The organism is Nitrospina watsonii (assembly GCF_946900835.1).
In the GTDB taxonomy this organism is placed as follows: Bacteria; Nitrospinota; Nitrospinia; order Nitrospinales; family Nitrospinaceae; genus Nitrospina; species Nitrospina watsonii.
This window is the reverse complement of the sequence record NZ_OX336137.1, coordinates 2,980,025-3,003,571: the sequence shown is the minus strand read 5'-3', so window position 1 is coordinate 3,003,571 and position 23,547 is coordinate 2,980,025. Positions and strand designations below refer to the sequence as shown.

Sequence of the window (23,547 nt, the reverse complement as noted above, 5' to 3'; positions counted from 1 at the left end):
CGAAAGGACTCCTCAGCAAGACCCCCTTGTAAGGGGGCAGGGGGGTTCTTCCTTCAAACCTTCTCTCCTTTAAGGAGAGAAGGTCATGGATGACTTTCTTCACTCTTAAACATTTCCAATCCCAGGAGAACAAATCATGCGAGACATGCAAAGCAATATGGACGCGGTGAACTCCATCGCTCCCGCCGCCTACACTGCCAGCGCCAACGGCTCCGGCGTGGACCTGCAAGGTCACGACGCCACCATGGTCGTGTTCAGCTCCGGCGTTGCCGACACCACCGACACCGACGAGGTGTACACGCCGAAAGTGGAAGAGTCCGACGACAACGTGACCTTCACCGCCGTCGCCGCGGGCGACATGGAAGGCACCCTCGCCAACCTTGCTGCCAACAGCGTGCAGCGTGTCGGTTACAAAGGCGGCAAGCGGTACATCCGCGCCGTGCTGACCATCGCCGGCACCACGCCCTCGGTGCAGGCGGCAGGCATTGTCCTGCGCGGCCACCCCGCCCAGGCGCCGGTGGCGTGATCCAAAATCCTCCGAACGCTCTTTCCTTATAAATAAGGAATACATCAATCACCCTCACCCGACCCTCTCCCGTCAAGGGAGAGGGGGGCAGGCGTGGCCTGCCGCAAACCGGACAAAGCTTAGGAAGCGAACGAGGGTCGAAAGGCGCATTCCAAATACAACCCGTTTCCTCCGGGCGTAGCCCGGTCCCTTCTCCCCTGGCGGGAGCACTCATGGAGTGACAGGCCGGGATGAGGGGGAGCAATGAATTCTTTCTTTATTAAAGGAAAGATGGGTCCTTCTGAATTTAATCCTTCCTTATAAAAGGAACTTTTTTCCATGGCACGAATACTGAAAACCGCCCCTGCCGAAGAGCCGTTGTCGCTGGCCGAGGTCAAGGCGTACCTGAAAGTCACGTCAGCGGATGACGATGCGCTCATCACGTGCATTCTCGCCGGTGTGCGCCGCGCCTGTGAAGCGTGGACCGGCCGCGCCTTGGTCACCCAAACCTGGACGGTGTGGCTCGACGGATTCCCCCGCGCCAGCCGATGCGAAGCGCCTCACTCGGGATACTTCGATCTGCCGGTCGATCATTTTGACCGCGTGTCGCCCATCATCCATCTCCCTCTGCCGCCGTTGCAGTCGGTGACCTTCCTCAAAACCTACGGTGCGGACAACCAGGCCGCCACCTTTGACAGCGTCCGGTATTTTGTGGATACCGCGTCGCAGCCGGGGCGCATCGTGTTGAACGCTTCCGCTTCGTGGCCGTCCGGTTTGCGGAATGCGAACGCGGTGGAAATCGAGTTCGTTGCCGGGTACGGCGCGGCTGCGACGGTGCCGGAATCGATCAAGCAGGGTTTGTTGATCTGGACGCAACTGCTCTATGCCAACCAGAAATGGCTGTTCGAATCCGGTGACGAGGTGACGGGCCTGGCCGCGATGAACCGCGAGGCCCTGCCTGCGCAGGTCGAGGCCCTGTGGCAACCGTTTCGTCTCTTCAGCTTGCAAGGTGGCCGATGAATAGCGCTTTTTATTTTCCGACCCAGGCCGCGCCGACGGCGCAATGGACGCCTGCTAAAGCGCCGCGCTTTCCTGTAAAGAGGACGGGCCGTTATCCCGGCCAGACGCTGGGGGAAACGGCAGGCGGCACGGTGCACGTGCAGGATACCGGGACGTTCCGCGAACACTGGGAGCTGGTGTTCGATCGCATCACGCCCGCCGACCACAGCGCGCTCAAAACCTTTTTCCAGACGGTGCAGCAGGCGTTCAACGCCTTCGAGTTTGTCGATGCCACAGGCGGCGTCCACACCGTGCGCTGGATCAACGATTTCGAATTCGAAGAAACCGTGCCCGACCGGTTTTCCGGCACCATCACGCTCAGAAAGGAATGATCTCATGATCGACTGGCAAAGCATCAACCTTGCGGACCTCGCTTTCGACGTGCAGGTGGAGGACATCCAGGAAGTGGGGCACACCTTCGTGTTTCCCGTTGCGGTGAAGTTGAAAGACGGCACCCCCGCATTCACGCAACCTGTTTCCCTGCGCGCCGACTTTTACCGCGAACTCAAGAAAACGCCCGACTGGGAGACGGCGTTGATGCAGATCCTGAAAGCGCGCGTGCGCGAAGAGGTGCATCGCCGCAAAAAACAGAACAGCGTTTCCATCCATGACCGCCTGCGGTTGATGAACGCGAACGACCGCAGCCTTCAATAACCTCCACCCCTTTCCCTCATGCGCACTTTCACGCCCACATTCGAAGCGGCCAAAAACCAGTCCGCGCAGCGGCCCGTGCACCTGCTCCAGATCGACTGGCCCGCAGTGGGCGGCCACCCGGCGCTAATGCTGCAACTGGCCGACCGGCTTCTTGTCATCGGAAACGATACCTGGTTGCCGCTGGTTGCCGACTGGGGCGAGCTCGCCCCGCGCAGCGCCGGTGGACTGGTGCCCGAGGCGCATACGCATCTCACCCTGACTGTGATCAATACACCGGTTGCGTTCCCGACCGGATCGCAACGCTTTTCCGACTGGTTTCGAATTTACCCGCCGGAAGCCGCCACCGTGACCCTCTACCAGTGGTTTGACGATGCGGGCCTGGGCGCGGCTGATCTTGTGCCGCTCGTGACCGGCCGCCTGGTGGACCCCATCGAGTTCGACCTGGTGCATTGCCGGGTGCGATTGGTGGACCTGCACGCCTTTTACGGACGCAAACAGTTGGGCCGCGCCCTCACCCTGACCGACTATCCCGACGCGCCGGAGAAAGCCATCGGCCAGATCCGGCCCATCGTGTTCGGTCGTGTCGATCGCGCGCCCGGCCTGCTGGTGAGGAAGACGCGCACCACGCGCCTGACTTCCGTCGCCACCCCGGGCGCCGCCACGCTGGACGTCGCCGACACCACCGGCTTTCCCGCCACCGGCACACTGGTGGTCAACGACGACCTCATCGCCTACACCGGCACCACACCGGCCACGTTCACCGGGTGCAGCGGCGTCAACGATTACCATTACGCCGACGATGAAGTGCTGGAGTGGGTGACCGATCACCGCTACCTGTTTTCCGATCCGGCCTACCCCATCGCCGACATCCGCAACGTGCAGGTCGCCGGGCAACCGGCCGACCCGGCGCTGTACACGGTCGATGTGGCCAACGGCGAGGTGGTGTTCAACCAAAAGCCGCGCCGCACGCAGTCCATCGATACGCGCTTTTTACAAGCCCAATTCGATGCCGTGGCGGCGGGCAACACGGCGGTGGACGCGATCAAGGCCACCGACCCTTCCGGCAAAACCCGGTACGCGCAGATCAATCAGTTTCAACCTCTGTTGAAATTGCAGCAGACCGACGTCATGCCCGCGCTGGGCGAGATCAATAAAGTGTTTCTGCGCGTCGAGCATTTCGTCGAGGAAAAACTGCCGAACGATACCGTGGTCGCCCGCTTTGAAGGCCTGGGCCAGGTGGGGGTGTTGTCGCCTCCGTCTGCGGACGATGTGGCGCTCACTTCCGGTTCGACCGACATCACCCACACGCATCTCGACACGTTGGGTTTTCCGGTCAACAACCCCGACCATTTGCACGGCGCGACGTCGGAAGCCGACCACATCACCGTACAGGGCGCGACCACCGGACCCGGCGGCAGCCGTCACGTCACCGGTCCCGCCGATGTCGGTCCCTACACCGTGCCGATCACCTTTCCCGCGCCGCCTGCGGGGAGTGTGTTGAGCGCCGAGTTCCGTGTCAACTGGCGCTTCAAAACCATCACCTTTACCGGCACCAATCCGGTGGCGACCTTCGTCGATGGCGCGGACGTGCGCACCGTTGGCACGTTCAATCCCAGCCGCGGCGATTTCGATTACACGCAAACCTTCACTGTCAGCGGCGGACCCGGCGGCGACACCTGGAACTTCAAACTGAACAACGGCTCCATGTGGTTCGAGATCCTGTCTGTCGAGCGCACGCTGTTCTATCCGCCCAATCCGGCGACACAGGGCAATGGCCTCGATACCGTGAAGGGCGGCGACGTCACACAACATGGATCGAGTCCAGTGGTGGCGGCAGTCACCGACAAGACCACGCAGACGGTCATCAATTTCTTCGATATCACCGGTTTGGTCAATCGAGACTGGAGCTGGTTCACCAACCGTGTGGTGGAGATCGAGTACACCGGCACGCAGGACGGACGCACCGCGTTCATCATCCACGCCGCGTTTGAAATCGAGTTCGCACGCCGCCGCCTGGTGACCACCGATGCGGTCAGCGCCGAGGTCGATGGCGTGAAGGACGATGCATTGGGCACCCTCACCGGTACGCCGAGCGCCCTCATCGAACGCCCCGATCACCTGTTCCGTTGGTCTCTGTTGAACGCCGCCGGCCTGGGCGACGCGGATCTCGATGGCGCCGCTTTCAATGATGCGGGCAGCGCTCTGGCGGCGGCACTGCCGGGCGGCTATTCGCTGGCGGGAGTCCTCACTGCCAAAACCGCCCTCGCCGACGTGTGGAGGCGCTGGATGAAAGAAAGCCGCTGCGCGCTGATGTGGAATGCCGACGGGCAGGCGCGCCTGACCTTTCGCCCGTTCAACGATTACGACACCGCGCTGGGGTTGGAAGTGAAAACGCTTGCCGAGGCGGATGTGGTCCGCGATGCCGAAACCGGGCTGCTGCGCATGCGGTTTTACCGCACGCCGTTCGACGATGTGGTCAACCTCATTGAGTTGCGCTACGACCGCAACTGGGTGGAAGGCGGACGGCGCGGCTGGACGGCGGCATCCGACACCTCCGACATCGGTCTCTACGGTCAACAGGAGCATCCGGCGCTATTTGAATTCGACTGGACCCGATCAACGGACCAGGCGGAAGACCTCGCCCGGTTTTACCTGGCCGAAAGCTCGCGACCGCAGACCCTCGTCGAGATGGAAGTGTTCCCGAACCACCTCGAGCTCGAACCCGGCGACGTGGTGGAAATCCAATCCGAGTTGGGAGGCGCGTGGATGCTGGGACTGGTGCTCCCCGGTGCGCAGCGGTTTGCCTCCGGTAAAGATCGGCGCCTGCACACCCTGGTCGTGACCCTGCGCCTGTTCCGGTTGAACGTTCTATTCCTGAACCTGAACGACACCCCCCTCGCCGCCGAGGCGTGGTCGTCGATTGCCCAGTACGCCGCAGTTTGGCAGGAGGGCGTTGGCCTGGCCGATGCCGCGTTCGTGAACGAGTTCGGTGGTTGGGGCGCGCAAAGCTGGGGCGACAGCGGTTGGGGCGGCAAGGTGGCGCTGTGAACGGCGGGTTGATTGAAGAAGAGCGCGTCACGGTCACCCTCACCGCACCCGACGGCTCCGTGAAAGAGCGGTTCACCATCATTAAAAGGAAGCTTTTGAATGCACAGGACAGGTTTGGACGAACCGTGACTATGAACTCTATTCAAAAAGAGGAGCCGCATTGTCCACCCTCACCCCAGCCCGTCACTCTGGAGTGCTCCCATTGAGGGAGAGGGAGTGATTAAAATACCTTCTCCCCTGGTGGGAGAAGGCCAGGATGAGGGGGATTCATGATTCTTCCTTCCACCTACAGCAAGGAGACACACCCATGATCGTAGATGCCGGACTGCAACACATCGCCGACCAGCTGGCCGAGCAGGCCGCAGCGGCGATGAGCCACATGGCGGTGGGGACGGGCCAGACGGTTGAGTCGCCCGCCGACACCGCGTTGGAAACCGAGTTGACGCGCGTCGCTTTCACCTCAAAATCACGCACGGATAAAAAGGTGGTGTACGTCGCCGACTTCGGTCCCGGCGTCGGCACCGGCGCGCTGACTGAAGTGGGTCTGTTCAATGCCGCCTCCGGCGGCAGCCTGCTCTCCCGCATCACCTTCCCCGTCAAAAACAAAGGCGCGGGCGACTCGTTGCAGATCACCCTCGAACACACTTACGCGAGACAATAACCATGCCGACTCAAACCCCCCGATTGAATCTCACCCAGCCCGATACCGGCAGCACCTCGTGGTCGGCCGATGTCGCGAGCTGGGCTGACAAGCTGGACGAAGCCGCCGCACAGACCCTGTGCGTGCACCTTGCGGGCGCAGCCATCGATGAGGAGGTGGTGTTCGACGGGTTCCGCTTCGAAGCCGCCGTCGCCATCACGAAACTGTCGCTCTTCGCGCGGCAGGCGCCAGAGGGCGCGGCGTTTTCCGTGGACGTGCTTAAAAACGGAGCCGAGCAAAGCAAGGTGGCGTCGCTTTCTGCCGGATTGCAAAACGCCGCCACGGCGATCGCCGCCCTCAGCTTTTCGACGCTGGAAGATTTCGGCCTCAAAGTGAAAAGCGTGGGATCGACCGTGGCCGGCTCCGAGATCACCCTCGTCGTGCATTACCAGCCTCAACCCCTTCCTTAAAGGAGTGACCCAACTATGAAAAGGTTTATCGTTCTCGCCGGTATGGTGACCGCCCTTCTTGGGACTGTGTCCTGGGCCGGCGCCATCACTTATAAAGGCGATCTGAAGGCGGATGAAAGTGTCCTGTTTCCGGAACAGGTGACGCCGCCCGCGAACCCTCCGTCCGGCAATCGCAAGCTGTATTTCCGGGACGATGGCAACCTGTACCAGCTCGATGCGGCGGGCATTGAAAACCCGGTGATCGCCCGCGGCGGCAAGAATGCCCTCATCAACGGTAATTTCCGCATCTGGCAACGGGGGACGAGCTTCACGGCTACGGGTTATTCAGCGGATCGTTGGTGGCATGAAAAAGGAGGTGGTGGTGCGGTCACAATATCAAGGCAATCTTTCGCCCTGGGGCAAGTCGATGTTCCGGGCGAGCCAGAATTTTTTCTGCGTCATGACCAAACCACGGGCGGATCGAGTCCGGTGCCCAAAATCGTCCAGCGTATCGAGGACGTCAGAACATTTGCTGGCGAAACCATTACGCTTTCGTTTTGGGTGAAGGGCACCGCTCCGGCTACGGATTTGACGGTTTTTCTGGTTCAGGTTTTTGGCTCCGGAGGCGCGCCATCCTCAGATGTTGCAGTAAATGTGGGGACTTATAGTTTTACCGGTAGTTGGTCTAAGAAGACGTTTACAGTTGCCGTTCCTTCCATCAGCGGGAAAACCATCGGGACCAATGATGATGACTATTTGGACATACGGGTCGCCCAATCCGCAGTGAACGAAACCTTTACACTTGACATTGCTAACGTGCAGGTCGAGAAGGGCTCCGTGGCGACCGAGTTTGAGCGGCGGCCTTTAGGATTGGAATTGAGTCTATGCGAACGGTATTTCGCTAAGACATTCCCTATCGCGACGGCCCCGGCTCAGAACGCTGGTGTCACCGGATCTTTGTATTGGAACGGCAACTCTGGGGTCGCATCGATTATGTGGCGGTTCCCGGTCCGCATGCGGGCTAGCCCCACCATCACGCTATACAACCCCTCGGCGGCAAATAATAATGGCCGCAATATCGACGACTCCACCGACAAGCCCCTCAGCCAACAACACATTAATGATCAGGTCGCGGTCTATGCGGTATCGTCTGCCTCCGCAGCTAACGATAATGATCGTTTATCGATCCATATGACTGCCGACGCTGAATTATAGGAGATCTAAAAATGAGATGGATTGTTTCGATGATCGCTGTTTTGTCGCTGTGGGCCGGGCCGGTTCAGGCGGCACCGTACCAAGCGCTGCGGTCCGGCGGGTATTTGGACATGGAGACCGGCGCGGTGATCCCGGCCGATCCCGGCAACCGTCATTACCGGCAGGTGCAGGCATGGATCGCAGACGGCAACACGCCGGTTATGGATGTGCCGTCCGAACAGGAGCTGTCGGTGGCGATAGAAAAGGAGGCGGATCGGCGCATCCTGGCGGTCACCGGCGGCGACACCCGACAGAAGCAGATGCTGGCGCGTTCCAACGAGCTGTTGCTGAACGGCATTGTCAACGGAAGCTTCACGCCCGCGGAACAGGATGAAATCGATCAGCTCAAAACCGCCAACGCCTGGATCAAAAGTGTGCGCCAGGCGGCCCAGGCCGCCGCCACCACCCTGCCCGGTTTGACCGATAGTGAAAAGATCGCGTTCGATGTGGGCACGGATGTCAATTGGCCGGTGAATCCCTGAAAAATGAAACCACAGATGAACACAGATAGAATCATGCGAGAGATCGGTCCCCCCTTGTAAAGGGGGCTAGGGGGATTCTTCCTTAATCATCCTTCACGAGTGAAGGATCTCGATGGGTGAAATCATTAATAGTTTCACCTTTTGCATACGCTCAAGGTGACGAATTGAAGGAAAAAGCCCCCAGCCCCCTTCGGAGAAGGGGGAGTCCATCGGTTCTTCCTTATTGAGTTGTTTGTATCTGTGTTCATCTGTGGTTGAAAAAATTAAAGTTCTTTCCAGGCGCCGATGACGCGGCCGACGATGGGGTCGGGGTTTTCATACATGTCGATGATCTGCACGTCCGAGGTGGGGTTGATGGGGCGCAGGATGAGCAGGTGCTTTTTGCGCTCCAGGTATTTCGCCGTCAGGCCGTCTTCATAAAAGATGGCGTAGATTTTGTTCTTTACGATCTTCTTGTCGTTGCGGTCGATGACCACGATGTCGCCGGACGACAGCATCGGTTCCATCGAATCGCCATCGACGCGGCTGGCCACCAGGTTGGTGCGCTTGCCCGCGGCGCGGATGTGCAGCAGCACGTAGTCCTCGATGTTGTTTTCCTGAATGATCGGGTGCCCGGCGGCGATGGAGGAGTCGGTCAGCGGAATGGAGATGTAATCTTCGTTGGCGATCTTCGGCGCGGCGGGCGTGTTGGCCGTCTGGAACACTTTCAGGTCCGGCACCTGCACCGTCAGCATGCGATCCTCGGACAACAGCATGCGGGCGTCGATCTTCAGTTTGCGCGCCACGTCCTGGATGAGATCGAGCGACACCGTGCATTTGCCTTTTTCGTATTGATCGAGGACGTGGCCCGGAATGCCGATGCGCTGAGCCAGGTCTTCCACCGACCAGCCTTTGGTGGTGCGGCACTCTTTCAGGTTGCGGCTGATGCGCGTGTGCAAACGCGACGCGCCCGCCTGACCCGACACCAGCCATTGCAGATCCAATCGGAAAAAATTTGCGATCTGCGCCAGCGTTTCCGAATCCGGCAGCGTGTCCCGCTGAAAACTTTTTTTCAGCTTCTCGTAATTGACGCCGGTGTCCTGGCAGAAACGCGTCAACGTCTCACTGTTCTGCAGGGCCTCGATCCGTTTTAAAACCTTGTTCATAAAATGGGCATATCCAACTTAATTGTTGACAAAGGGACAAGTGTCCCATACTATAGCACAAGGAAGGACAAAAGTCCTTTTTAAATGCAATCGGCCTGTTTTATTCAACGCAGAAAATGGAGTTGCCATGCTACCGGAAAAGGGAGTGAAAGGGTGTGTCCCTGGAAAATCGCGTCATTATAGCACCGGGCCGGGGAGTCCTGAAATCAAAACGGAACCGGTGGCGGGGGAGGCGGTGCCGTCGTCCCGTCTGGCATCGAGACGGCTGAAAGTACAGCGGTTGGCGGTGCTGCGTGCGCCCCGGCGGCGGTTGTTGCGCTGTCCGGTGACGGTGATCACGCTGGAGTCGGGCGAGACGGTGAAGAAGGGATGCGGCCGTCGGGGGTTGGCCCCGTTCGAAGCGGGCTACAAATGTTTTTATTGCGGCAACGTGCAGTATGCGGCGACGCCCAGCCTCGACGAGTTGTGGTTCCATTTCCGGCTGGGCCGCGAGTACTGGCGGGTGCAGAGTGCGGGCGGGCGCGAGTATGTGAATGGCGTGCCGGTGCGCGGTGCCGGTGATGCGCTGCCCGCCGAGTGTGTGCGCGACCTCAACGATCCGCGACCGCCGGAGTGGTTCCGGTTTTACGTGCAGTGCGATGAGAACCAGTTCAACCAGTACCTGCAAACCAGGCAATCTCATTGAGGCGTTCTATGAAAGACAGGGGACGAAAAGCGAAACGGTGCGATGTGGAACGCTGGGCGGCCAAACCCTGTTGGGGCGAGGTGGAAACGGTGAACCTGAGCGGTGCGGGTACGGCGGGTGCGGCGGCACGCATTCCGGGTCCGTTGAAACTCTGTCAGCAGCATTACCGCTATGAGTTGATGGAGTGGGGCGTCGGGTCCTTTCTCAAACGGTATCCCATGGCGGCGACGGGCCCGGGCTGCGGCGACAGCGCGCTGGCGGCGGAGACGCATGCGGTGTTTGACGCGGAGGCGATGGATGACATCGATAATCACCTGCGCTTGACCTCGCCGGAAGTTTTGGAAGCGATGGTCAACACCGGGTTGTGGGAGGCGCCTGCGGGCGGCTACCAGCCGCGGCCGGACTTCGCGCATTTGAAATCGGCGCAGGTTGATCTCAATGACGCGGCATTGACGGACAAGCAACTGACCGCGGTGTGCCTGGTGTTTTACGGTGGACTCAAAAAGAAAAAGGCGGCCGAGGTGATGCGCATCTCCAGCCAGGCTTTGGCCGATCACATCAAAGCCGCGCTCAAGAAAATCGAGGAGCGTATTCGCTGAAGGTCAAGGCGTGTTGGTTGGCGGCACGGGGGTGGCGCTGAGGCCGATGAACAGGATGACCGCGCCCAGCACGGTGTACAGCGTGAAATAGGTCCAGAAGAAAACGGGACTGCGTTTTCGTTGCAGCGTGGTGCCGGCGCCGACCATGTAGCCGGTGAGGACGCCCAATGCGGGCGGCACCAGAAACGCGATGCCCAGGGCGACGATCGGTCCCAGCGTGTTCTGCGACACCAGCACCACCAGCGCGACAATCAGCACGCCGAATATAGTCAGTGTGACGGTGTTCATAAAATTATCCTTCCAATTGGGCACAAAGGGTAAAAAGCAAGCCCGCCGCGTCCATCACTCCGTGAGTGACCCCCGTAAGGGGAGGGAACATTTTTGATGGTTTTCCAGCTCCTCACTCTGTAAGCGTTCCCTGGTTAAGAGGAGTTGTGCATAATTTAAAAGAGTGAACCATAGATTCTTCGTCGCCTTCAGCTCCTCAGAATGACACGCTGGGCCCGGAGGTGTCATTCTGAGCGTCAGCGAAGAATCTATGTTTTGGTTCTTCAATTCGGTTATGCAACGCTCTCCTTAAAAGGAAAAACCATTTGGTATCTTCATTAACTCTCTTTCAATCTAACACCTTTTCAAAACGGCATCACCCCGGAAACGCATAAGGAGGCGTGCGGCCGGGATCAATCAGGTCTCCGGCGAGAAATCGTTGCCATGCCGGGTGCGGCGGTTCGCTGGTGCGCACGAACAGTTTCGAGATCGGGCCCTGATAGATCTTCACCCAGCCGGGCTGGTGTTCCATGGTGCGGTGCGCGGCCTCGTGGCGTGCCGTCAGCACCAGATCTGTGGGGAACTCGGTGAGCAGCTTGCGGCCTTCGGGCCGGCCTTCGGCGAAGGCGCGGTTGAGATCGATGATGCGTTGCGGGTAGGCGGTGCGGAAGCGTCCGTCGATCGATATCTTCGAGTCCGGAAACTTCCAGAGCCAGTACTCGCCCCAGTCGAAGGGCACGGCGACATTGCCGTCGAGACCGTTCGCTTGCATGAAATCGGCGGCATACGTCGGGTAGATGCTGGCCTCGACCCAGATTTTGTAATGGTTGTCGGCAAATTGTTGTCCGCGGTTGATCAGAAAAAAAATCATGAAGGTCAGCATCACCGCCTGCGCCGCCCAGTGGAAATGATGGGACAGCCTCATATAGTGAGTGCGCACATCGAGTTTGGCGAGGGTGTGGCCGTACTGCATGGACAGGTAGGGCAACAGCAGAATCACCGCCAGCACCGTGTGGCGCTGATGTTTGAATCCATAAACAAGGGCGACCGTCAGCACGACGATTTCCCAGATGCGTTTTTTCGTCGGCAGAAACCAGCTGAGGACAAACAGCGCCGCCAGAATTTTGTATTGAATGAAATCGGCACTCCATAAAGGAACCGGCAGCCATTCGGTGATGATGCGTTCCTGGCCCAGTGATTCGTAAAAAAACACCCACAGTCTGTAACCGTAGGGATTGACCAGCACGGCGAGGCAGCACGCTGCGAAGGTTGCGGCCAGCAGGCGCGGCGCGCGCTCGCCGGAGTTCCAGCCACGCACGACTTCGATGAAGACAATGAGGCCGAAGATGCCGAGTCCCGCCACCACGCCGCCGTGGCTGTTCACCCATCCCAGAAAAAGGAGCGGCAGCCAGCGGAGGACGCGTTGGTTGCCGTCGAAAAATTTGTGGAGCGCCACCACCATCCATGTCAAAAACAGAAACGTCGCCAGGTGCGGTCGCGTCATGAATCCTGCCGACATCGCCGGGATCGCCAGCAGGAACAGGGCGAGATAGACGGTGACGTTGCGTGTGCGGGCGAAGTGGAGCCCCGAAAGCAGATGAATGATGTGGAGGCTGAGTAACAGTTTGGCGAGGATGAGGCCGGTGGAATCCGCCACCTGGTAAATCCCGTAAAAAATCACTTCCATCAACCATTCGTGATTGATCCAGCGGTACCCCTCGGCGGTGTAGGAGTAGGGATTGGTTTGGTGCACGGCGCCTTGTTCGACGATGGACTGGCCGAAGTGGATGTGACCCCACAGGTCCGGATCGGCGCTGATCAGCAAAAACCAGGCGACAGCCCAGACATAGATGAATGCGCGCGCCCACGCAATGAGGCGGACCTCATCGGCGGGGTGGACCTGCGGCGCGATAGCGCGGGGTGGTGGAGCGGCACTGGATTGCGGTGCGGTCGGTTTTTGCAAAGGCGGTTTTTCCAGAGTTGACGGATTCACATTGACTGGTATCATTTTCAGGCAACTTTGCGATAATTACCAACAAATCTGGTTCGAAACTTTTTAAAAGGACGGAGATGGCTTTGAATATCCTCGTTTGCGTCAAACAGGTCATCGACACCGGCGCCGCCATTGAGATCAAGGACGGCGCGGTGCAGATCGAAGGCCTGCCGCGCGTGCTCAATCCTTATGACGAGTTCGCCGTGGAAGAAGCCGTACGCATGAAAGAAGCCGACGGCGAAAGCACGGTCACGTTGATCAGCATGGGTCCGGAAAAATTCAAGGACACCCTGCGCAAGGGCTTGGCCATGGGCGCGGACAAGGCGGTGCATCTGCTCGACCCGGCGTTCGAGGGACTCGACTCTTTAGGCGTGGCCCAGGTGCTGGCGGCGGGCATCCGCACGCTCGATTACGATCTCATTCTGTGCGGCCGCCAGGCGGTGGACGACGACATGGCGCAGGTGGGTCCGGCGCTGGCGGTGTTGCTGGGACTGCCGTTCATCTCGGTGATCACTAAATTGAACGTCGGCGGCGATGGGAAAAGTGCCGAGGTGACGCGGCAGATCGAAGGCGGATCGGAACTCATCGAAACGCCTCTGCCCGCGGTACTGACCTGTCAGAAAGGACTCAACGAACCCCGGCTGCCGTCGCTCAAAGGCATCATGGCCGCCAAGAAAAAAGAAATTGCCGTGCTCGATGCAGCGGCGATCGGATTCGATGCGGCCAGTCAGGGCGCGACCGCCAACCGCATCACCCAGGTGGATCTGGCCAAACCGCCAGCCCGCAAAAAAGGCGTCATGCTGGAAGGCAGCGCGGAAGAGATCAGCGCCCAACTGATCCAGATCCTGCGCGACGAGATTAAGGTGGTGTAACCCGGCGGCATTTCTGTCAAGCAGGGTTGCCGGGACGGACGGGGATTGTGTTGGCGGCGCAGGGTTTGGCTGTAAGAAACGCGTCTGTAAATAGCGTAGCAAAGGGGGAGGCCTCAGCCTCCCCTTTTTTTGCATGCAGCTCAAGATTCATACCCAACCGAAAGCCCGAATTTTCAGAAATTCCTGAAAAAAGGGTGTTCAGGCCTAAAGATTTTATTAGGACTTGCCGATAAGCATGCCGCTGGGTTTACCTGAAAAATGTATCGATTTATGTTGAATTATCAGACATAAAAATGTGAAAAATCATACAATTAGACAGGCATTCAGCGGAAAATCAGCAGGACTCTGGGAGGGGATGTGGCGAGCAAGATCGAATCGATTCTGGTGATCGGCCTGGGCAAAGTGGGCAAGCTGGTGGGATTGCTGCTTCATGAGTCCGGGTTCCGTGTTACCGGCGTGGACAGCGGCGGCCGGGGCGATTTGCCGTTTGCGGTGCATCAGGCAGACGCCACGCGCAAGCAGTCCCTGTCGAAATTGCTCAAGGGCCAGGATGCGGTGATTTCCTGCCTGCCTTACCATTTGAACATCGAGGTGGCGGCGACGGCGCATGCGTTGGGCATTCACTATTTCGATCTGACCGAGGATGTGGAGACGACCGCGGCCATTCGGAAAATAGCGCAAAAGGGCAAAGGCGTGCTGGCGCCGCAATGCGGGCTGGCGCCGGGCTATATCAGCATTGTCGGCGCGGAACTGGCGAAAACCTTCACCCGGCTGCGCGGCATCGAATTGCGTGTGGGGGCGTTGCCGCAGAACCCGAGCGGCCTTTTGGGCTATGCCTTCAACTGGTCGCCGGAGGGGGTGGTCAACGAATACCTCAACGATTGCGAAGTCATTCAGGATGGGGTCCGCGCCAACGTTCCGGCGATGGAAAATCTGGAGACCGTTGTCATCGACGGTGTTCAACTGGAGGCATTCTCCACGTCCGGCGGTCTGGGCACCATGTGCGAGACTTACGAAGGCCGGGTCGAAAAACTCAACTACAAAACCATCCGTTACCCCGGGCACAATAAGTTGATGCGGTTTTTCTTCAACGAATTGTATCTGCGTCATGACCGCAAGATGGCAGGCGAGATTCTGGTGAATGCCAAACCGCCGGTCAACGACGACGTGGTGTTCGTGTATGCGGCCGTGGAAGGCTGGCGTAAAAAAAAGCTGGGACGCGTGGAGTTTGTTCGCAGTTATTATCCGAAAGAGGTCGCGGGCCATGTGTGGCGGGCCATTTCCTGGACCACGGCGGCATCGGTCTGCGCCACGGTCGAACTGGTCTCCCAGGGGGAGGTGCCGCACAAAGGATTTCTCCAGCAGGAAACGATTCCACTGGACTTGTTTTTTAAAACGAAGAACGGGGCGTTATACAATTCGGACCCGGCTTCATCACGTGTGGATTTTCCGGAAATTTGAAAAGTGATGGGGAACCGGCGGCCGGAAGGGCCCATTGAGGTTTATGATTTCTAACATCATTTGCGGGCCCAAAGAGATGGTCCTGTCTGCATTCAAGGATGCCGCACCGGAGACTTTGGGCGTGAAATCCGATATCACACCGGGCCGATGGGTCCGGTCTTCCCCGGCAGGCCGGTTCAGTTGCGACATCCTCAATAAAACCCCGGGCGATACCCCGTCCATGACGCGGCTGGCAAGCGACCTGCGCCTGCCCCGGGGTTTGCAAACGCTCCGGGTGTTGTTCGCCGAGGATTCGCCGGAGCAACGGCTTCTCATTAAGTACTACATGGGGGCCTTTCCCTGCATGATTGAGTTTGCCAGCGACGGCATCGAAGTGGTGGAAAAGTTTCGGCGCAACCCCTTCCCCTTCATTTTCATGGATATGCGCATGCCGCGCATGGATGGATTGCAGGCCACCCGCTCCATTCGGCTTTGGGAAATCGAGCAGAAACGCTGCCCGGCCCGCATCGTCGCCCTCACCGGTCTGTGCACGGACGTGGATAGGGAACAGATCCGCCAGGCGGGGTGTGACGGCATTCTCGCCAAGCCCTATTCCAAACAGGAATTTTTGTTGAAGGTAAAGGAAGTGTTTCAAATTGCTTGAGCGTCAAAAACACGGCCAAATCCTGCATTAGGGTAAAAATCTGAGCCGAAAAAAAATCTTTTTGCCCGCTCCTTCCTCTAAAAATATAACCTTGGACAGGTTGCCCCATCTTTGTTACAACAATTACCTATTTTACCGACCTCAATTCAATTAATTATAAGAAGGAAGGGAGAACCATGGCTGCACGAAAATCATCGGCACGTTGGAACGGAAGTCTGAAGGAAGGCAAAGGATCCATGAAACTGGGCAGTGGCGCGTACGAAGGCCCCTACTCGTTTCCCTCCCGGTTTGAAGAAGGGGATGGCACCAATCCTGAGGAACTGATTGCCGCGGCCCATGCGGGATGCTATTCCATGGCCTTTTCCGCGACGCTGGGCAAATCCGGATTCACCCCGGACTCGGTGCATACCACGGCTACCGTACACCTGGAAGCCGTCGAGGGTGGATTTGGCATCACCAAAATCGATCTCGTGATGGAAGCCACCATCCCCGATATTGATGAAGCCAAATTTCAGGAAATCGCGGAAGCCGCAAAAGTCGGTTGCCCGGTGTCCAAGGCGCTGGCAGGCCCGGCCATCAGCCTGCAGGCGACGCTGAAGAAGTAAACAGTTTCAGTTGTTTCAAAAAACCCCGGAAACGTTTGTTCCCGGGGTTTTTATTTTTGGGCGGGGACGGGGAGTTTCCCGGCTCATATAAAAAAGCCTAAACGGGCCTTGATAAAATATTGCCCGCCGGGGCGCTTCCGGTTTAATATGGGAGCGCTCCGGGTGGCGCCATGCGGGGCGACGAGCATCCCGCGAAACAGGAATTGAGAGCATGAACGACGGCAAACAGATTTGGGTTTGGGTGGAAACGCTGGCCGGGCAGGTGAAGCCGGTCGGGCTGGAAGCGCTCCATGCCGGCAAGACGCTGGCGGAACAACTGGGAGCGACGGCGACCGCCGTGCTGGCGGGTGGCCCGGACGCCACGGTGCCGGAAGCGGTGACTGGAAGCGGCGTGCAACAGGTGTTGCTGATCCAGCATCCCCATCTGGACCCGCACAACAGCCTCGGTCTGGTCGAGGCCTTCGCGGCGCAAATCCAGTCGCGGCAACCCGCCGTCGTCCTGATGGGCGCCACCAACCACGGCAAGGAACTGGCTCCGGCGCTGGCGGCGAAACTGGGGGTGGGGCTGGCCACCGACTGCATCGCGCTCGATGTAGAGGGCGACACCCTGAAAGCGCGCCGCCCGGTGTACGCGGGCAAGGCACACATCACCTTTCAGTTTGGAGAACACCGGCCCTGCCTGCTGACGCTCCGGCCCAACGTGTTCCGTCCCAGCCAGGCCACGGCGGCCGAAGCGGCCCCGGTGGAAACGGTGACGGCGGAGATTCCCGAGGACGGGCTGCGTCTCAAGATCAAGGACGTGGTGCAGGCGGCCGGACGCAAACTCGATATCAGCGAAGCCCGCATCATCGTCTCGGGCGGCATGGGCATGCAGAAACCGGAAAACTTCCGACTGCTGGAAGAGCTGGCGGAAGTGCTGGGCGCCGCCGTCGGCGCGAGCCGTCCGGTGGTGGACAACGGCTGGCGCGAGTATTCCAATCAGGTCGGGCAGACGGGTCGGACGGTTTCGCCCGATCTCTACATCGCCTGCGGCATCTCCGGTGCGGTGCAGCATCTGGCGGGCATGTCGTCGTCGCGCTGCATCGTTGCCATCAACAAAGACCCGAACGCGCCCATCTTCGACGTCGCCGATTACGGCATCGTTGGCAACGTGCTGGATATCCTGCCGGTGATGACGGCCGAGTTCAAAAAAGTTCTCAGTCCCTGACCGCCTCCTATCCAGGCTGCGGCCACCCCTGCGGCGGGCACGAAGGGTTCCGCATTATGTGGAAACGTCAGATTCTCTTTCGTAAATAAGGCTCGCCTTTGGAATCGCTGATCGAAGACATCCTGCGCCATCCCAATCTGGATTTTGCCGGAAATGAGCCCGACCCCGCAGCCTGCATCGATCCCTTCCTGCGTTTCCTCAGCCTGTGGCAGAAATGGAACCCGAAGATTCAACTGACCTCCGAACGCGATGCCGGCAACTTCTTCCGCCAGCATGTGTTCGATTCCCTGCAATACGCCCGGTTCGTGCAGTCCGGCCATAAAACCCTGGATATCGGGTCCGGCGGCGGCTTTCCGGCGATTCCGCTTAAAATCATTCATCCCACCCTGGATCTGACGCTGCTGGAAAGTTTGCGTAAAAAAACCGGGTTTCTGCACGCGGCCGGGGCGGAGCTGGGTTTCCATAATTTCCGAGTGCTCAATCAACGTGCCGAAGACGCCGCCGAAGACCCGGCTCTGGCCGGGCGGTTCGATCGCGTCACCTTCCGCGCCGTGGGTTCGACTTCCCAGTGCCTGGACCTCGCGGCTCCCTTCCTGAAACCCGGAGGGCAGGGGGTGGTCAAAAAGGGACTGGACGAAGAGCAGGCGGGGGTTTCCGAGGACCAGCCCTTCGAACTAGCAGAGACGTATCCCATCTATGGCTACGACGGCAAGGAATCGCGGCTTTTGGCCTTCCGCCGCATCTGAACCCGGAACAACCGCTCCAACCGGCCATTTTCTCCAAAAACGCTGGGCCTCGCCCGGAGAAAATGGTGGCGAACCCACAGGAGATTTAAAGCGCATAAATTTGAATGGGGGCTCAGCCCCCTGTTCCACATGGAACAGTGGCTGCGCCACACGCAGAATGGAGCTATTCAGGGGGGAGGGATAGATTGCCTACTTTTCCTCCGGGCGAGGCCCGGCGTTCCACGTGGAACAGTGGCTGTGCCACACGCAGAATGGAGCTATTCAGGGGGGGAGGGATAGATTGCCTACTTTTCCTCCGGGCGAGGCCCGGCGTTCCACGTGAAACAGGGGCTGCGCCACACGCAGAATGGAGCTATTCTGGGGGAGGGATAGATTGCCTGCTTTTCCTCCGGGCGAGGCCCGGAAGCCTTTGAAAACCCGTCCTAAGCCGTAGCGGTGGGGTTTTTGAGTTGCCGGGTTTTTTCAAACCGTGCTAAATTGAAGCAGGTCCAATCCTTAGAGGCATTTCCATTCATGGCGTCGATCATCAGCGTGGCCAATCAGAAGGGTGGGGTGGGCAAAACCACCACGGCGGTGAATTTGGCCGCCTGCATCGCTCTGGCCGGGAAAAAGGTGCTGCTGGTGGACATCGACCCGCAAAGCAACGCCACCAGCGGTCTCGGCGTCACCCCCAACGGCGGCGCGGGCGTTTACGACCTCATCATGGGTTCGGCCACGTTGGACGAGGTGGTGCACGCCACCGAAATCGATACCCTGAAAATCATTCCGGCGACGGTCGATCTGGCCGGGGCGGAAGTGGAGCTGGTGAGCGTCGAGCAGCGCGAAACCCGTCTCAAGCAGGCGATTCAACCGGCGCTGGAGCGGTTCGATTATATGGTCATCGACTGTCCGCCGTCGCTCGGCCTGTTGACGTTGAACGCCCTGACCGGGTCGCACTCGGTGCTGGTGCCCATGCAATGTGAGTATTATGCCCTGCAGGGATTGAGCCACCTGATGCAAACCTTGAAACGCGTCAAGCAGTCGCTGAACCCGCAACTGCGTATCGAGGGCATTTTGCTCACCATGTACGACGCCCGCACCAGCCTCACCCGGCAGGTGCAGGACCAGGTCAAAAAGTATTTCAAGGATTTCCTGCTGACCACGGTCATCCCGCGCAACGTGCGCCTGAGCGAAGCGCCCAGCCACGGCCAGCCGGTCATCCTCTACGACAGCCGGTCGAAAGGCGCCGACGCCTACGTCGAGCTGGCAAAGGAAATCATTCTGCGCGGCCGCCGCAACCTGGGAAACCCATCTTCTAATTTGAGCGAGGTGACGCCATGACGCGCAAAGCCCTGGGCAAAGGCATCGACGCCCTGTTCGGCGACGCCCCGAAAGAAACCGAAGCGGCTGACAAGGCGGCTTCCGGCTCCGACATCACCGTGCTGCCGCTGGAGCAGATCGTGCCCAACACCCACCAGCCGCGCAAGGAATTCGACGATGAAAAACTGGCCGAGCTGGTGGAATCGATCCAACAGAACGGCGTCATCCAGCCCATCGTCGTGCAGCGGCAGGGCGAGGGCTATCAATTGATCTGCGGCGAGCGCCGCTGGCGCGCCAGCCAGAAGGCGGGCAAGAAGGATATCCCGGTGGTCATCCGCGATGTCACCGACACCGAGTCGCTGCAACTCGCGCTCATCGAAAACATCCACCGCCAGGACCTGAACCCGATCGAGGAAGCCGAGGCCTACCAGCGGCTGGTGCAGGATCACGGCCTGACGCAGGACGAAGTGGCGCAGCAGGTCGGCAAGAACCGCGCCACCGTCGCCAACACCCTGCGCCTGCTCAAGCTGTCCAAGGCCATCAAGGACGACCTCGCCTCCGGGCGGCTCAGCATGGGCCACGCCCGCGCCCTGCTCGCCATCGGCAACGAACGCGACCGCGAAGACGCGCGCCAGCAGGCCGTGCGCAAAGGTCTGAACGTGCGGCAGCTCGAACAGATGGCGCAACGCCAAAGCCAGCCTGCAGCCTCCCGTCCGGCAAAAAAGAGTGCCCAAAAGGACGTATTTATTAATGACCTCGAAAAGCAGTTCCAGCGCGCGCTGGGTACCAAGGTCAGCGTCAACGCCGGCAAGAAGGGCGGCCAGGTGGTGATTCAGTATTACGACAATGACGATTTACAACGCATTCATGATATGATAATCAAATAACTGAAAGAAAAACGATTATGGGTATTTTCGATCCAAAAACAGAGAGCTCGGGAGGTGGCATGGCAAAGCCAGTGGAAACCAGTAAGGACATCAAAGCCTACATGGGCGAGGAAACGCATTTCAAAGGCACGCTCAGCTTCACCGGCACGGTGCGCATGGACGGTCAGCTGGAGGGCGAAGTGCAGACGCAGGACACGTTGATCGTCGGCGAAAAGGGCATCGTGAAAGCGGACATCTCGGCGGGCACCGTCATCTGCAAAGGCAAAATCTACGGCACCATCAAAGCCACGCAGCGCGTCGAGATCCACGCCAACAGCGAAATGGTCGGCAACATCGACACGCCTTCGGTGTTCATCGAAGTCGGCGCCACCTTCGACGGCAATTGCAAGATGGGAGCCAGCGAAAAAAAGATCGTCCCCCTGGTGAAGGATGAGTCCGGAGAAAAAACCGGCACCGACCACAAAAACTGAAGCACTCCCCCCCTCCTTCCCGATCCGTTCCGTGTGGGGCCTCCGCCCCCGCTGGGTGGAGACGTCCCGGCTTGCAGACTTCCCGCAGGCCTTCCCTGCTCTTTCACGGTCCGCTCTTAACCCTTTTGAATCCAAATAGTTATTGAGTGAATGCGAGGGAGGCCGTACAATGCGGGGATATGGCCAGCCATGAAGACGGGACATTGTATATTGTCAGCACGCCGATCGGCAACCTGGGCGACGTGACGTACCGCGCCGTTGAGACCCTGCGCGCGGTGAAACTCGTTGCCGCCGAGGACACCCGCCGCTCGCGCATTCTGCTCGATCATTACCAGGTCGCCACGCCGCTCTCCAGTTTCAACAGCTACAACCAGATCAAAAAAGCGCCGCAGTTCATCAAGACGCTAAAGGGCGGCGACGCGGTGGCGTTGGTGTCCGATGCCGGCACGCCGGGCATTTCCGATCCTTTATACTACCTCGTGCAGCAGGCGCTGGAGGCGGACATCCCCGTGGTCTCCATCCCTGGACCGTCGTCGGTGATGGCGGCGCTCACGGTTTCCGGTCTGCCCATCGACCGCTTTTCGTTCGCCGGATTCCTGCCGCGCAAAAAGCGCCGCAAGGCAACGATCGAATCGCTGGCGCAGTTGCAGGGCGCGGTGGTGCTGTTCGAGTCGCCCAACCGCCTGGAAAAAACGCTCACGGAACTCTTCGATGCGTTCGGCGATCGCCAGGCCATCATCGCCCGCGAGTTGACCAAGCTGCACGAAGAAATCGTGCGCGGTTCGCTGCAACAGTTGGTGGATACAAACAAAGGAAAAAAATGGAAGGGCGAGATCACGCTGGTGATTGCCGGTACCGGCCGCGGTGGGAAGAAAGCGAGCGAAGACGCCGAAGAAGATTATTAACCACCGATGCGCACAGATGAACACGGAGCCGGCCAGGCCGGAAAAAACACAGATTCTTCGCTTTGCTCAGAATGACATCACGGGGGATTGTCTTGTCATTCTGAGGAGCGCAAGCGACGAAGAATCTATGTTTTGATTTTATTTCCCCGCCTTTTCAAGGAGGGGAAAATATAAAGTGGAAACGGGTTTTTGTGAAACATTCATTCATTAGACAGTTATTGAAATAATAGGCTCTGACACGTTATGTCCATCATTTCGTTCATCGGCCCGAAGGGGGGCATTGGCAAGACGACCCTGTCGATCAACACCGCCGCCGCCCTGACGCGGGCGCTGCAATCGACGCAGTCCAACCGGCCCATCTGCCTCGTCGATCTCGACCTGCGCCTGCCCACCATCGCCAGCCTGTTGGACAGCCACCCGTCGCGCAGTTTTTACGATCTATTCGAAGCGCTCGCCAACAAAACCTATCAGGTCGATTTCCTGCGCACCGTGTACCAGATGCTCGCCACCTTCCGCCGTTACACCGAAGGCACCCTCGAGACCGGCGATCCGCAAGTGCAAAAACAGTTCAGCCGTTACCAGACGCTGAAAACGGAGCTGTTCCACTTCGGTGGCTTTGAGTTTGCCGATGCGCTGCACGAATTGTTTCTCAAGCGCGGCGAGGTGCAGACCCCGGCGCAGGTGCGGGAACTGGCCGACGTCGTCCACGCCATTCCGCTGGACAAACTGCGCGCCGTCCTGTTGAAGGCGGACGCCGGATCGCGACCCGACCCCGGCGATTACATCAACCACATCGAAGAATATGGTTTCTCACTGATCGGTGGCGAAGTGCCGATTCTGGGCAAGCGCGAGCACCGGCGGCGCGTCAACCAGCCGGAGTTCCTGTTGCTGTTCCTCGATTTCCTGCGCGGCGTGTTCGACCGGTTCGAGCACACCATCCTCGACACCCCGGCGGGCGGCGTCAACCACCTGTCGTCGCTCATCTGCCAGATCGACCAGGTGGCGTTCGTGTTCGACCTCAGCAACACCCTGGCCATCAACGGCAGCATCGACGCCTTGCACACGTTCATCGATTATTACGAGGATTTCAGCGCCGACTACACGCGCGGCCAGTTGACCGGCATCGAGAAGGCCTACATCGAGCGCGTGCAGGCGAAGGATGGCAAGGCGGCGGTGTTTGGGTCGATGAAGAACAAGCAGATGGGCCTCGTGTTCAACCGCCTCGAAGATTTGAAAGAGGTGCCGCCTGCGTTGGATCGTTTGCGGCAGTACCTCGACACCCTGGACAAGTACCATCAGTACAAAAAACGCATTCACATTCTGGGACTGGTGCCGCAGAACAAGGTGGTGAACATCACCAACAACCGCGGCACGCTGTTTTACAACATGGACACCACGCTGGCGGGCCGCATGGACCAGATCGCGCTCGGGCTGGCATCGCGTATGGAAAATTGCCCTGCGCTGGACGAGCCGGACCGCGTTATACTGAACTACCTGGAGAAATTCAAAACCCCGTCCCACTTCAGCGTGTTTGGCGGGTGAGCGGGCACGGCCCGCGGCAAACTCAATGACATTTTCTTCCCTGACCCAGGGGCACTTACAGAGTGACGAGTTGGGGCGGGGTTGCCTTTACGTTTTGTTTTTTGCAAGGAAGGAAACTTCATTACCTCCC

At 59.1% G+C, this 23,547-nt stretch carries 25 protein-coding genes; 22 read left to right on the top strand and 3 right to left on the bottom strand.

Annotated features, from left to right (window positions below; genetic code table 11):
* The first annotated feature begins 136 nt into the window (after positions 1-136).
* The 9 genes from QML71_RS14030 (at position 137) to QML71_RS13990 (ending at position 8,091) form a co-directional block, all read left to right on the top strand.
* A complete protein-coding gene (locus tag QML71_RS14030) occupies positions 137-526 on the top strand; it encodes a hypothetical protein (RefSeq protein WP_282012554.1) in 390 nt (129 codons plus the stop codon).
* A 318-nt stretch (positions 527-844) separates the two neighbouring features.
* Positions 845-1,525: a head-tail connector protein gene (locus QML71_RS14025; protein ID WP_282012553.1), complete on the top strand. Its 681-nt coding sequence runs from the start codon at positions 845-847 to the stop codon at positions 1,523-1,525.
* Positions 1,522-1,896, top strand: a complete 375-nt coding sequence (locus QML71_RS14020) for a hypothetical protein (protein WP_282012552.1) — start codon at positions 1,522-1,524, stop codon at positions 1,894-1,896. Before QML71_RS14025 ends, QML71_RS14020 begins: the two co-directional genes overlap by 4 nt.
* Before the next feature lie 4 nt (positions 1,897-1,900).
* Entirely contained in the window at positions 1,901-2,218 is a 318-nt protein-coding gene (locus tag QML71_RS14015; RefSeq protein ID WP_282012551.1) for a hypothetical protein, read from the top strand.
* Positions 2,219-2,236: 18 nt separating this feature from the next.
* The gene (locus tag QML71_RS14010; protein WP_282012550.1) at positions 2,237-5,266 is read left to right on the top strand and encodes a hypothetical protein; all 3,030 of its coding nucleotides are present in this window, start codon (positions 2,237-2,239) and stop codon (positions 5,264-5,266) included.
* 307 nt (positions 5,267-5,573) lie between these two features.
* Positions 5,574-5,927, top strand: coding sequence for a hypothetical protein (locus QML71_RS14005; protein WP_282012549.1), 354 nt, complete (start codon positions 5,574-5,576; stop codon positions 5,925-5,927).
* Between the two features lie 2 nt (positions 5,928-5,929).
* Positions 5,930-6,376, top strand: coding sequence for a hypothetical protein (locus tag QML71_RS14000; protein ID WP_282012548.1), 447 nt, complete (start codon positions 5,930-5,932; stop codon positions 6,374-6,376).
* Positions 6,377-6,391: 15 nt separating this feature from the next.
* Positions 6,392-7,570, top strand: a complete 1,179-nt coding sequence (locus tag QML71_RS13995) for a hypothetical protein (protein ID WP_282012547.1) — start codon at positions 6,392-6,394, stop codon at positions 7,568-7,570.
* A gap of 11 nt (positions 7,571-7,581) precedes the next feature.
* Complete coding sequence (locus QML71_RS13990) at positions 7,582-8,091, top strand: hypothetical protein (RefSeq protein WP_282012546.1); 510 nt, start codon at positions 7,582-7,584, stop codon at positions 8,089-8,091.
* A 263-nt stretch (positions 8,092-8,354) separates the two neighbouring features.
* Here QML71_RS13990 and QML71_RS13985 read toward each other — a convergent pair whose 3' ends face one another.
* Positions 8,355-9,236, bottom strand: coding sequence for an XRE family transcriptional regulator (locus tag QML71_RS13985; RefSeq protein WP_282012545.1), 882 nt, complete (start codon positions 9,234-9,236; stop codon positions 8,355-8,357).
* Positions 9,237-9,363: 127 nt separating this feature from the next.
* Between QML71_RS13985 and QML71_RS13980 the strand changes: the two genes are divergently transcribed.
* Both QML71_RS13980 and QML71_RS13975 read left to right on the top strand, forming a co-directional pair.
* Entirely contained in the window at positions 9,364-9,921 is a 558-nt protein-coding gene (locus QML71_RS13980) for a hypothetical protein (RefSeq protein WP_282012544.1), read from the top strand.
* A gap of 8 nt (positions 9,922-9,929) precedes the next feature.
* The gene (locus QML71_RS13975) at positions 9,930-10,520 is read left to right on the top strand and encodes a sigma-70 RNA polymerase sigma factor region 4 domain-containing protein (RefSeq protein WP_282012543.1); all 591 of its coding nucleotides are present in this window, start codon (positions 9,930-9,932) and stop codon (positions 10,518-10,520) included.
* A 3-nt stretch (positions 10,521-10,523) separates the two neighbouring features.
* Here the strand turns inward: QML71_RS13975 and QML71_RS13970 are convergent, their stop codons facing one another.
* The gene (locus tag QML71_RS13970; protein ID WP_282012542.1) at positions 10,524-10,808 is read right to left on the bottom strand and encodes a hypothetical protein; all 285 of its coding nucleotides are present in this window, start codon (positions 10,806-10,808) and stop codon (positions 10,524-10,526) included.
* A 355-nt stretch (positions 10,809-11,163) separates the two neighbouring features.
* A complete protein-coding gene (locus tag QML71_RS13965) occupies positions 11,164-12,795 on the bottom strand; it encodes a hypothetical protein (protein WP_282012541.1) in 1,632 nt (543 codons plus the stop codon).
* Positions 12,796-12,857: 62 nt separating this feature from the next.
* Between QML71_RS13965 and QML71_RS13960 the strand changes: the two genes are divergently transcribed.
* The 11 genes from QML71_RS13960 (at position 12,858) to QML71_RS13910 (ending at position 23,417) form a co-directional block, all read left to right on the top strand.
* Positions 12,858-13,652: an electron transfer flavoprotein subunit beta/FixA family protein gene (locus tag QML71_RS13960; protein WP_282012540.1), complete on the top strand. Its 795-nt coding sequence runs from the start codon at positions 12,858-12,860 to the stop codon at positions 13,650-13,652.
* Between the two features lie 357 nt (positions 13,653-14,009).
* A complete protein-coding gene (locus QML71_RS13955) occupies positions 14,010-15,113 on the top strand; it encodes a saccharopine dehydrogenase family protein (RefSeq protein WP_282012539.1) in 1,104 nt (367 codons plus the stop codon).
* A 43-nt stretch (positions 15,114-15,156) separates the two neighbouring features.
* On the top strand, positions 15,157-15,756 hold the full coding sequence (locus tag QML71_RS13950; RefSeq protein ID WP_282012538.1) for a response regulator: 600 nt from the start codon (positions 15,157-15,159) through the stop codon (positions 15,754-15,756).
* Positions 15,757-15,932: 176 nt separating this feature from the next.
* On the top strand, positions 15,933-16,361 hold the full coding sequence (locus QML71_RS13945) for an OsmC family protein (RefSeq protein ID WP_282012537.1): 429 nt from the start codon (positions 15,933-15,935) through the stop codon (positions 16,359-16,361).
* A gap of 211 nt (positions 16,362-16,572) precedes the next feature.
* A complete protein-coding gene (locus QML71_RS13940; protein WP_282012536.1) occupies positions 16,573-17,568 on the top strand; it encodes an electron transfer flavoprotein subunit alpha/FixB family protein in 996 nt (331 codons plus the stop codon).
* 98 nt (positions 17,569-17,666) lie between these two features.
* Complete coding sequence (gene rsmG, locus QML71_RS13935; protein WP_282012535.1) at positions 17,667-18,314, top strand: 16S rRNA (guanine(527)-N(7))-methyltransferase RsmG; 648 nt, start codon at positions 17,667-17,669, stop codon at positions 18,312-18,314.
* Between the two features lie 513 nt (positions 18,315-18,827).
* Positions 18,828-19,634 (top strand): ParA family protein, encoded by an 807-nt coding sequence (locus QML71_RS13930; protein WP_282012534.1) that lies wholly within the window; start codon positions 18,828-18,830, stop codon positions 19,632-19,634.
* Positions 19,631-20,500: a ParB/RepB/Spo0J family partition protein gene (locus QML71_RS13925; protein ID WP_282012533.1), complete on the top strand. Its 870-nt coding sequence runs from the start codon at positions 19,631-19,633 to the stop codon at positions 20,498-20,500. The genes QML71_RS13930 and QML71_RS13925 overlap by 4 nt, the downstream gene beginning before the upstream one ends.
* A gap of 59 nt (positions 20,501-20,559) precedes the next feature.
* Positions 20,560-20,970 (top strand): bactofilin family protein, encoded by a 411-nt coding sequence (locus tag QML71_RS13920; protein WP_282012532.1) that lies wholly within the window; start codon positions 20,560-20,562, stop codon positions 20,968-20,970.
* 179 nt (positions 20,971-21,149) lie between these two features.
* On the top strand, positions 21,150-21,875 hold the full coding sequence (gene rsmI, locus QML71_RS13915) for a 16S rRNA (cytidine(1402)-2'-O)-methyltransferase (RefSeq protein ID WP_282012531.1): 726 nt from the start codon (positions 21,150-21,152) through the stop codon (positions 21,873-21,875).
* A gap of 243 nt (positions 21,876-22,118) precedes the next feature.
* On the top strand, positions 22,119-23,417 hold the full coding sequence (locus tag QML71_RS13910) for a P-loop NTPase family protein (protein WP_282012530.1): 1,299 nt from the start codon (positions 22,119-22,121) through the stop codon (positions 23,415-23,417).
* Positions 23,418-23,547: the final 130 nt, after the last annotated feature.

What these genes read in the sequence shown, in the direction of transcription:
- QML71_RS14030 (WP_282012554.1), top strand. Translation starts at nt 137, where the DNA reads ATGCGAGACATGCAAAGCAATATGGACGCGGTGAACTCCATCGCTCCC.
- QML71_RS14025 (WP_282012553.1), top strand. Translation starts at nt 845, where the DNA reads ATGGCACGAATACTGAAAACCGCCCCTGCCGAAGAGCCGTTGTCGCTG.
- QML71_RS14020 (WP_282012552.1), top strand. Translation starts at nt 1,522, where the DNA reads ATGAATAGCGCTTTTTATTTTCCGACCCAGGCCGCGCCGACGGCGCAA.
- QML71_RS14015 (WP_282012551.1), top strand. Translation starts at nt 1,901, where the DNA reads ATGATCGACTGGCAAAGCATCAACCTTGCGGACCTCGCTTTCGACGTG.
- QML71_RS14010 (WP_282012550.1), top strand. Translation starts at nt 2,237, where the DNA reads ATGCGCACTTTCACGCCCACATTCGAAGCGGCCAAAAACCAGTCCGCG.
- QML71_RS14005 (WP_282012549.1), top strand. Translation starts at nt 5,574, where the DNA reads ATGATCGTAGATGCCGGACTGCAACACATCGCCGACCAGCTGGCCGAG.
- QML71_RS14000 (WP_282012548.1), top strand. Translation starts at nt 5,930, where the DNA reads ATGCCGACTCAAACCCCCCGATTGAATCTCACCCAGCCCGATACCGGC.
- QML71_RS13995 (WP_282012547.1), top strand. Translation starts at nt 6,392, where the DNA reads ATGAAAAGGTTTATCGTTCTCGCCGGTATGGTGACCGCCCTTCTTGGG.
- QML71_RS13990 (WP_282012546.1), top strand. Translation starts at nt 7,582, where the DNA reads ATGAGATGGATTGTTTCGATGATCGCTGTTTTGTCGCTGTGGGCCGGG.
- QML71_RS13985 (WP_282012545.1), bottom strand. Translation starts at nt 9,236, where the DNA reads ATGAACAAGGTTTTAAAACGGATCGAGGCCCTGCAGAACAGTGAGACG.
- QML71_RS13980 (WP_282012544.1), top strand. Translation starts at nt 9,364, where the DNA reads ATGCTACCGGAAAAGGGAGTGAAAGGGTGTGTCCCTGGAAAATCGCGT.
- QML71_RS13975 (WP_282012543.1), top strand. Translation starts at nt 9,930, where the DNA reads ATGAAAGACAGGGGACGAAAAGCGAAACGGTGCGATGTGGAACGCTGG.
- QML71_RS13970 (WP_282012542.1), bottom strand. Translation starts at nt 10,808, where the DNA reads ATGAACACCGTCACACTGACTATATTCGGCGTGCTGATTGTCGCGCTG.
- QML71_RS13965 (WP_282012541.1), bottom strand. Translation starts at nt 12,795, where the DNA reads ATGATACCAGTCAATGTGAATCCGTCAACTCTGGAAAAACCGCCTTTG.
- QML71_RS13960 (WP_282012540.1), top strand. Translation starts at nt 12,858, where the DNA reads ATGGCTTTGAATATCCTCGTTTGCGTCAAACAGGTCATCGACACCGGC.
- QML71_RS13950 (WP_282012538.1), top strand. Translation starts at nt 15,157, where the DNA reads ATGATTTCTAACATCATTTGCGGGCCCAAAGAGATGGTCCTGTCTGCA.
- QML71_RS13945 (WP_282012537.1), top strand. Translation starts at nt 15,933, where the DNA reads ATGGCTGCACGAAAATCATCGGCACGTTGGAACGGAAGTCTGAAGGAA.
- QML71_RS13940 (WP_282012536.1), top strand. Translation starts at nt 16,573, where the DNA reads ATGAACGACGGCAAACAGATTTGGGTTTGGGTGGAAACGCTGGCCGGG.
- QML71_RS13930 (WP_282012534.1), top strand. Translation starts at nt 18,828, where the DNA reads ATGGCGTCGATCATCAGCGTGGCCAATCAGAAGGGTGGGGTGGGCAAA.
- QML71_RS13925 (WP_282012533.1), top strand. Translation starts at nt 19,631, where the DNA reads ATGACGCGCAAAGCCCTGGGCAAAGGCATCGACGCCCTGTTCGGCGAC.
- QML71_RS13920 (WP_282012532.1), top strand. Translation starts at nt 20,560, where the DNA reads ATGGCAAAGCCAGTGGAAACCAGTAAGGACATCAAAGCCTACATGGGC.
- rsmI (WP_282012531.1), top strand. Translation starts at nt 21,150, where the DNA reads ATGGCCAGCCATGAAGACGGGACATTGTATATTGTCAGCACGCCGATC.
- QML71_RS13910 (WP_282012530.1), top strand. Translation starts at nt 22,119, where the DNA reads ATGTCCATCATTTCGTTCATCGGCCCGAAGGGGGGCATTGGCAAGACG.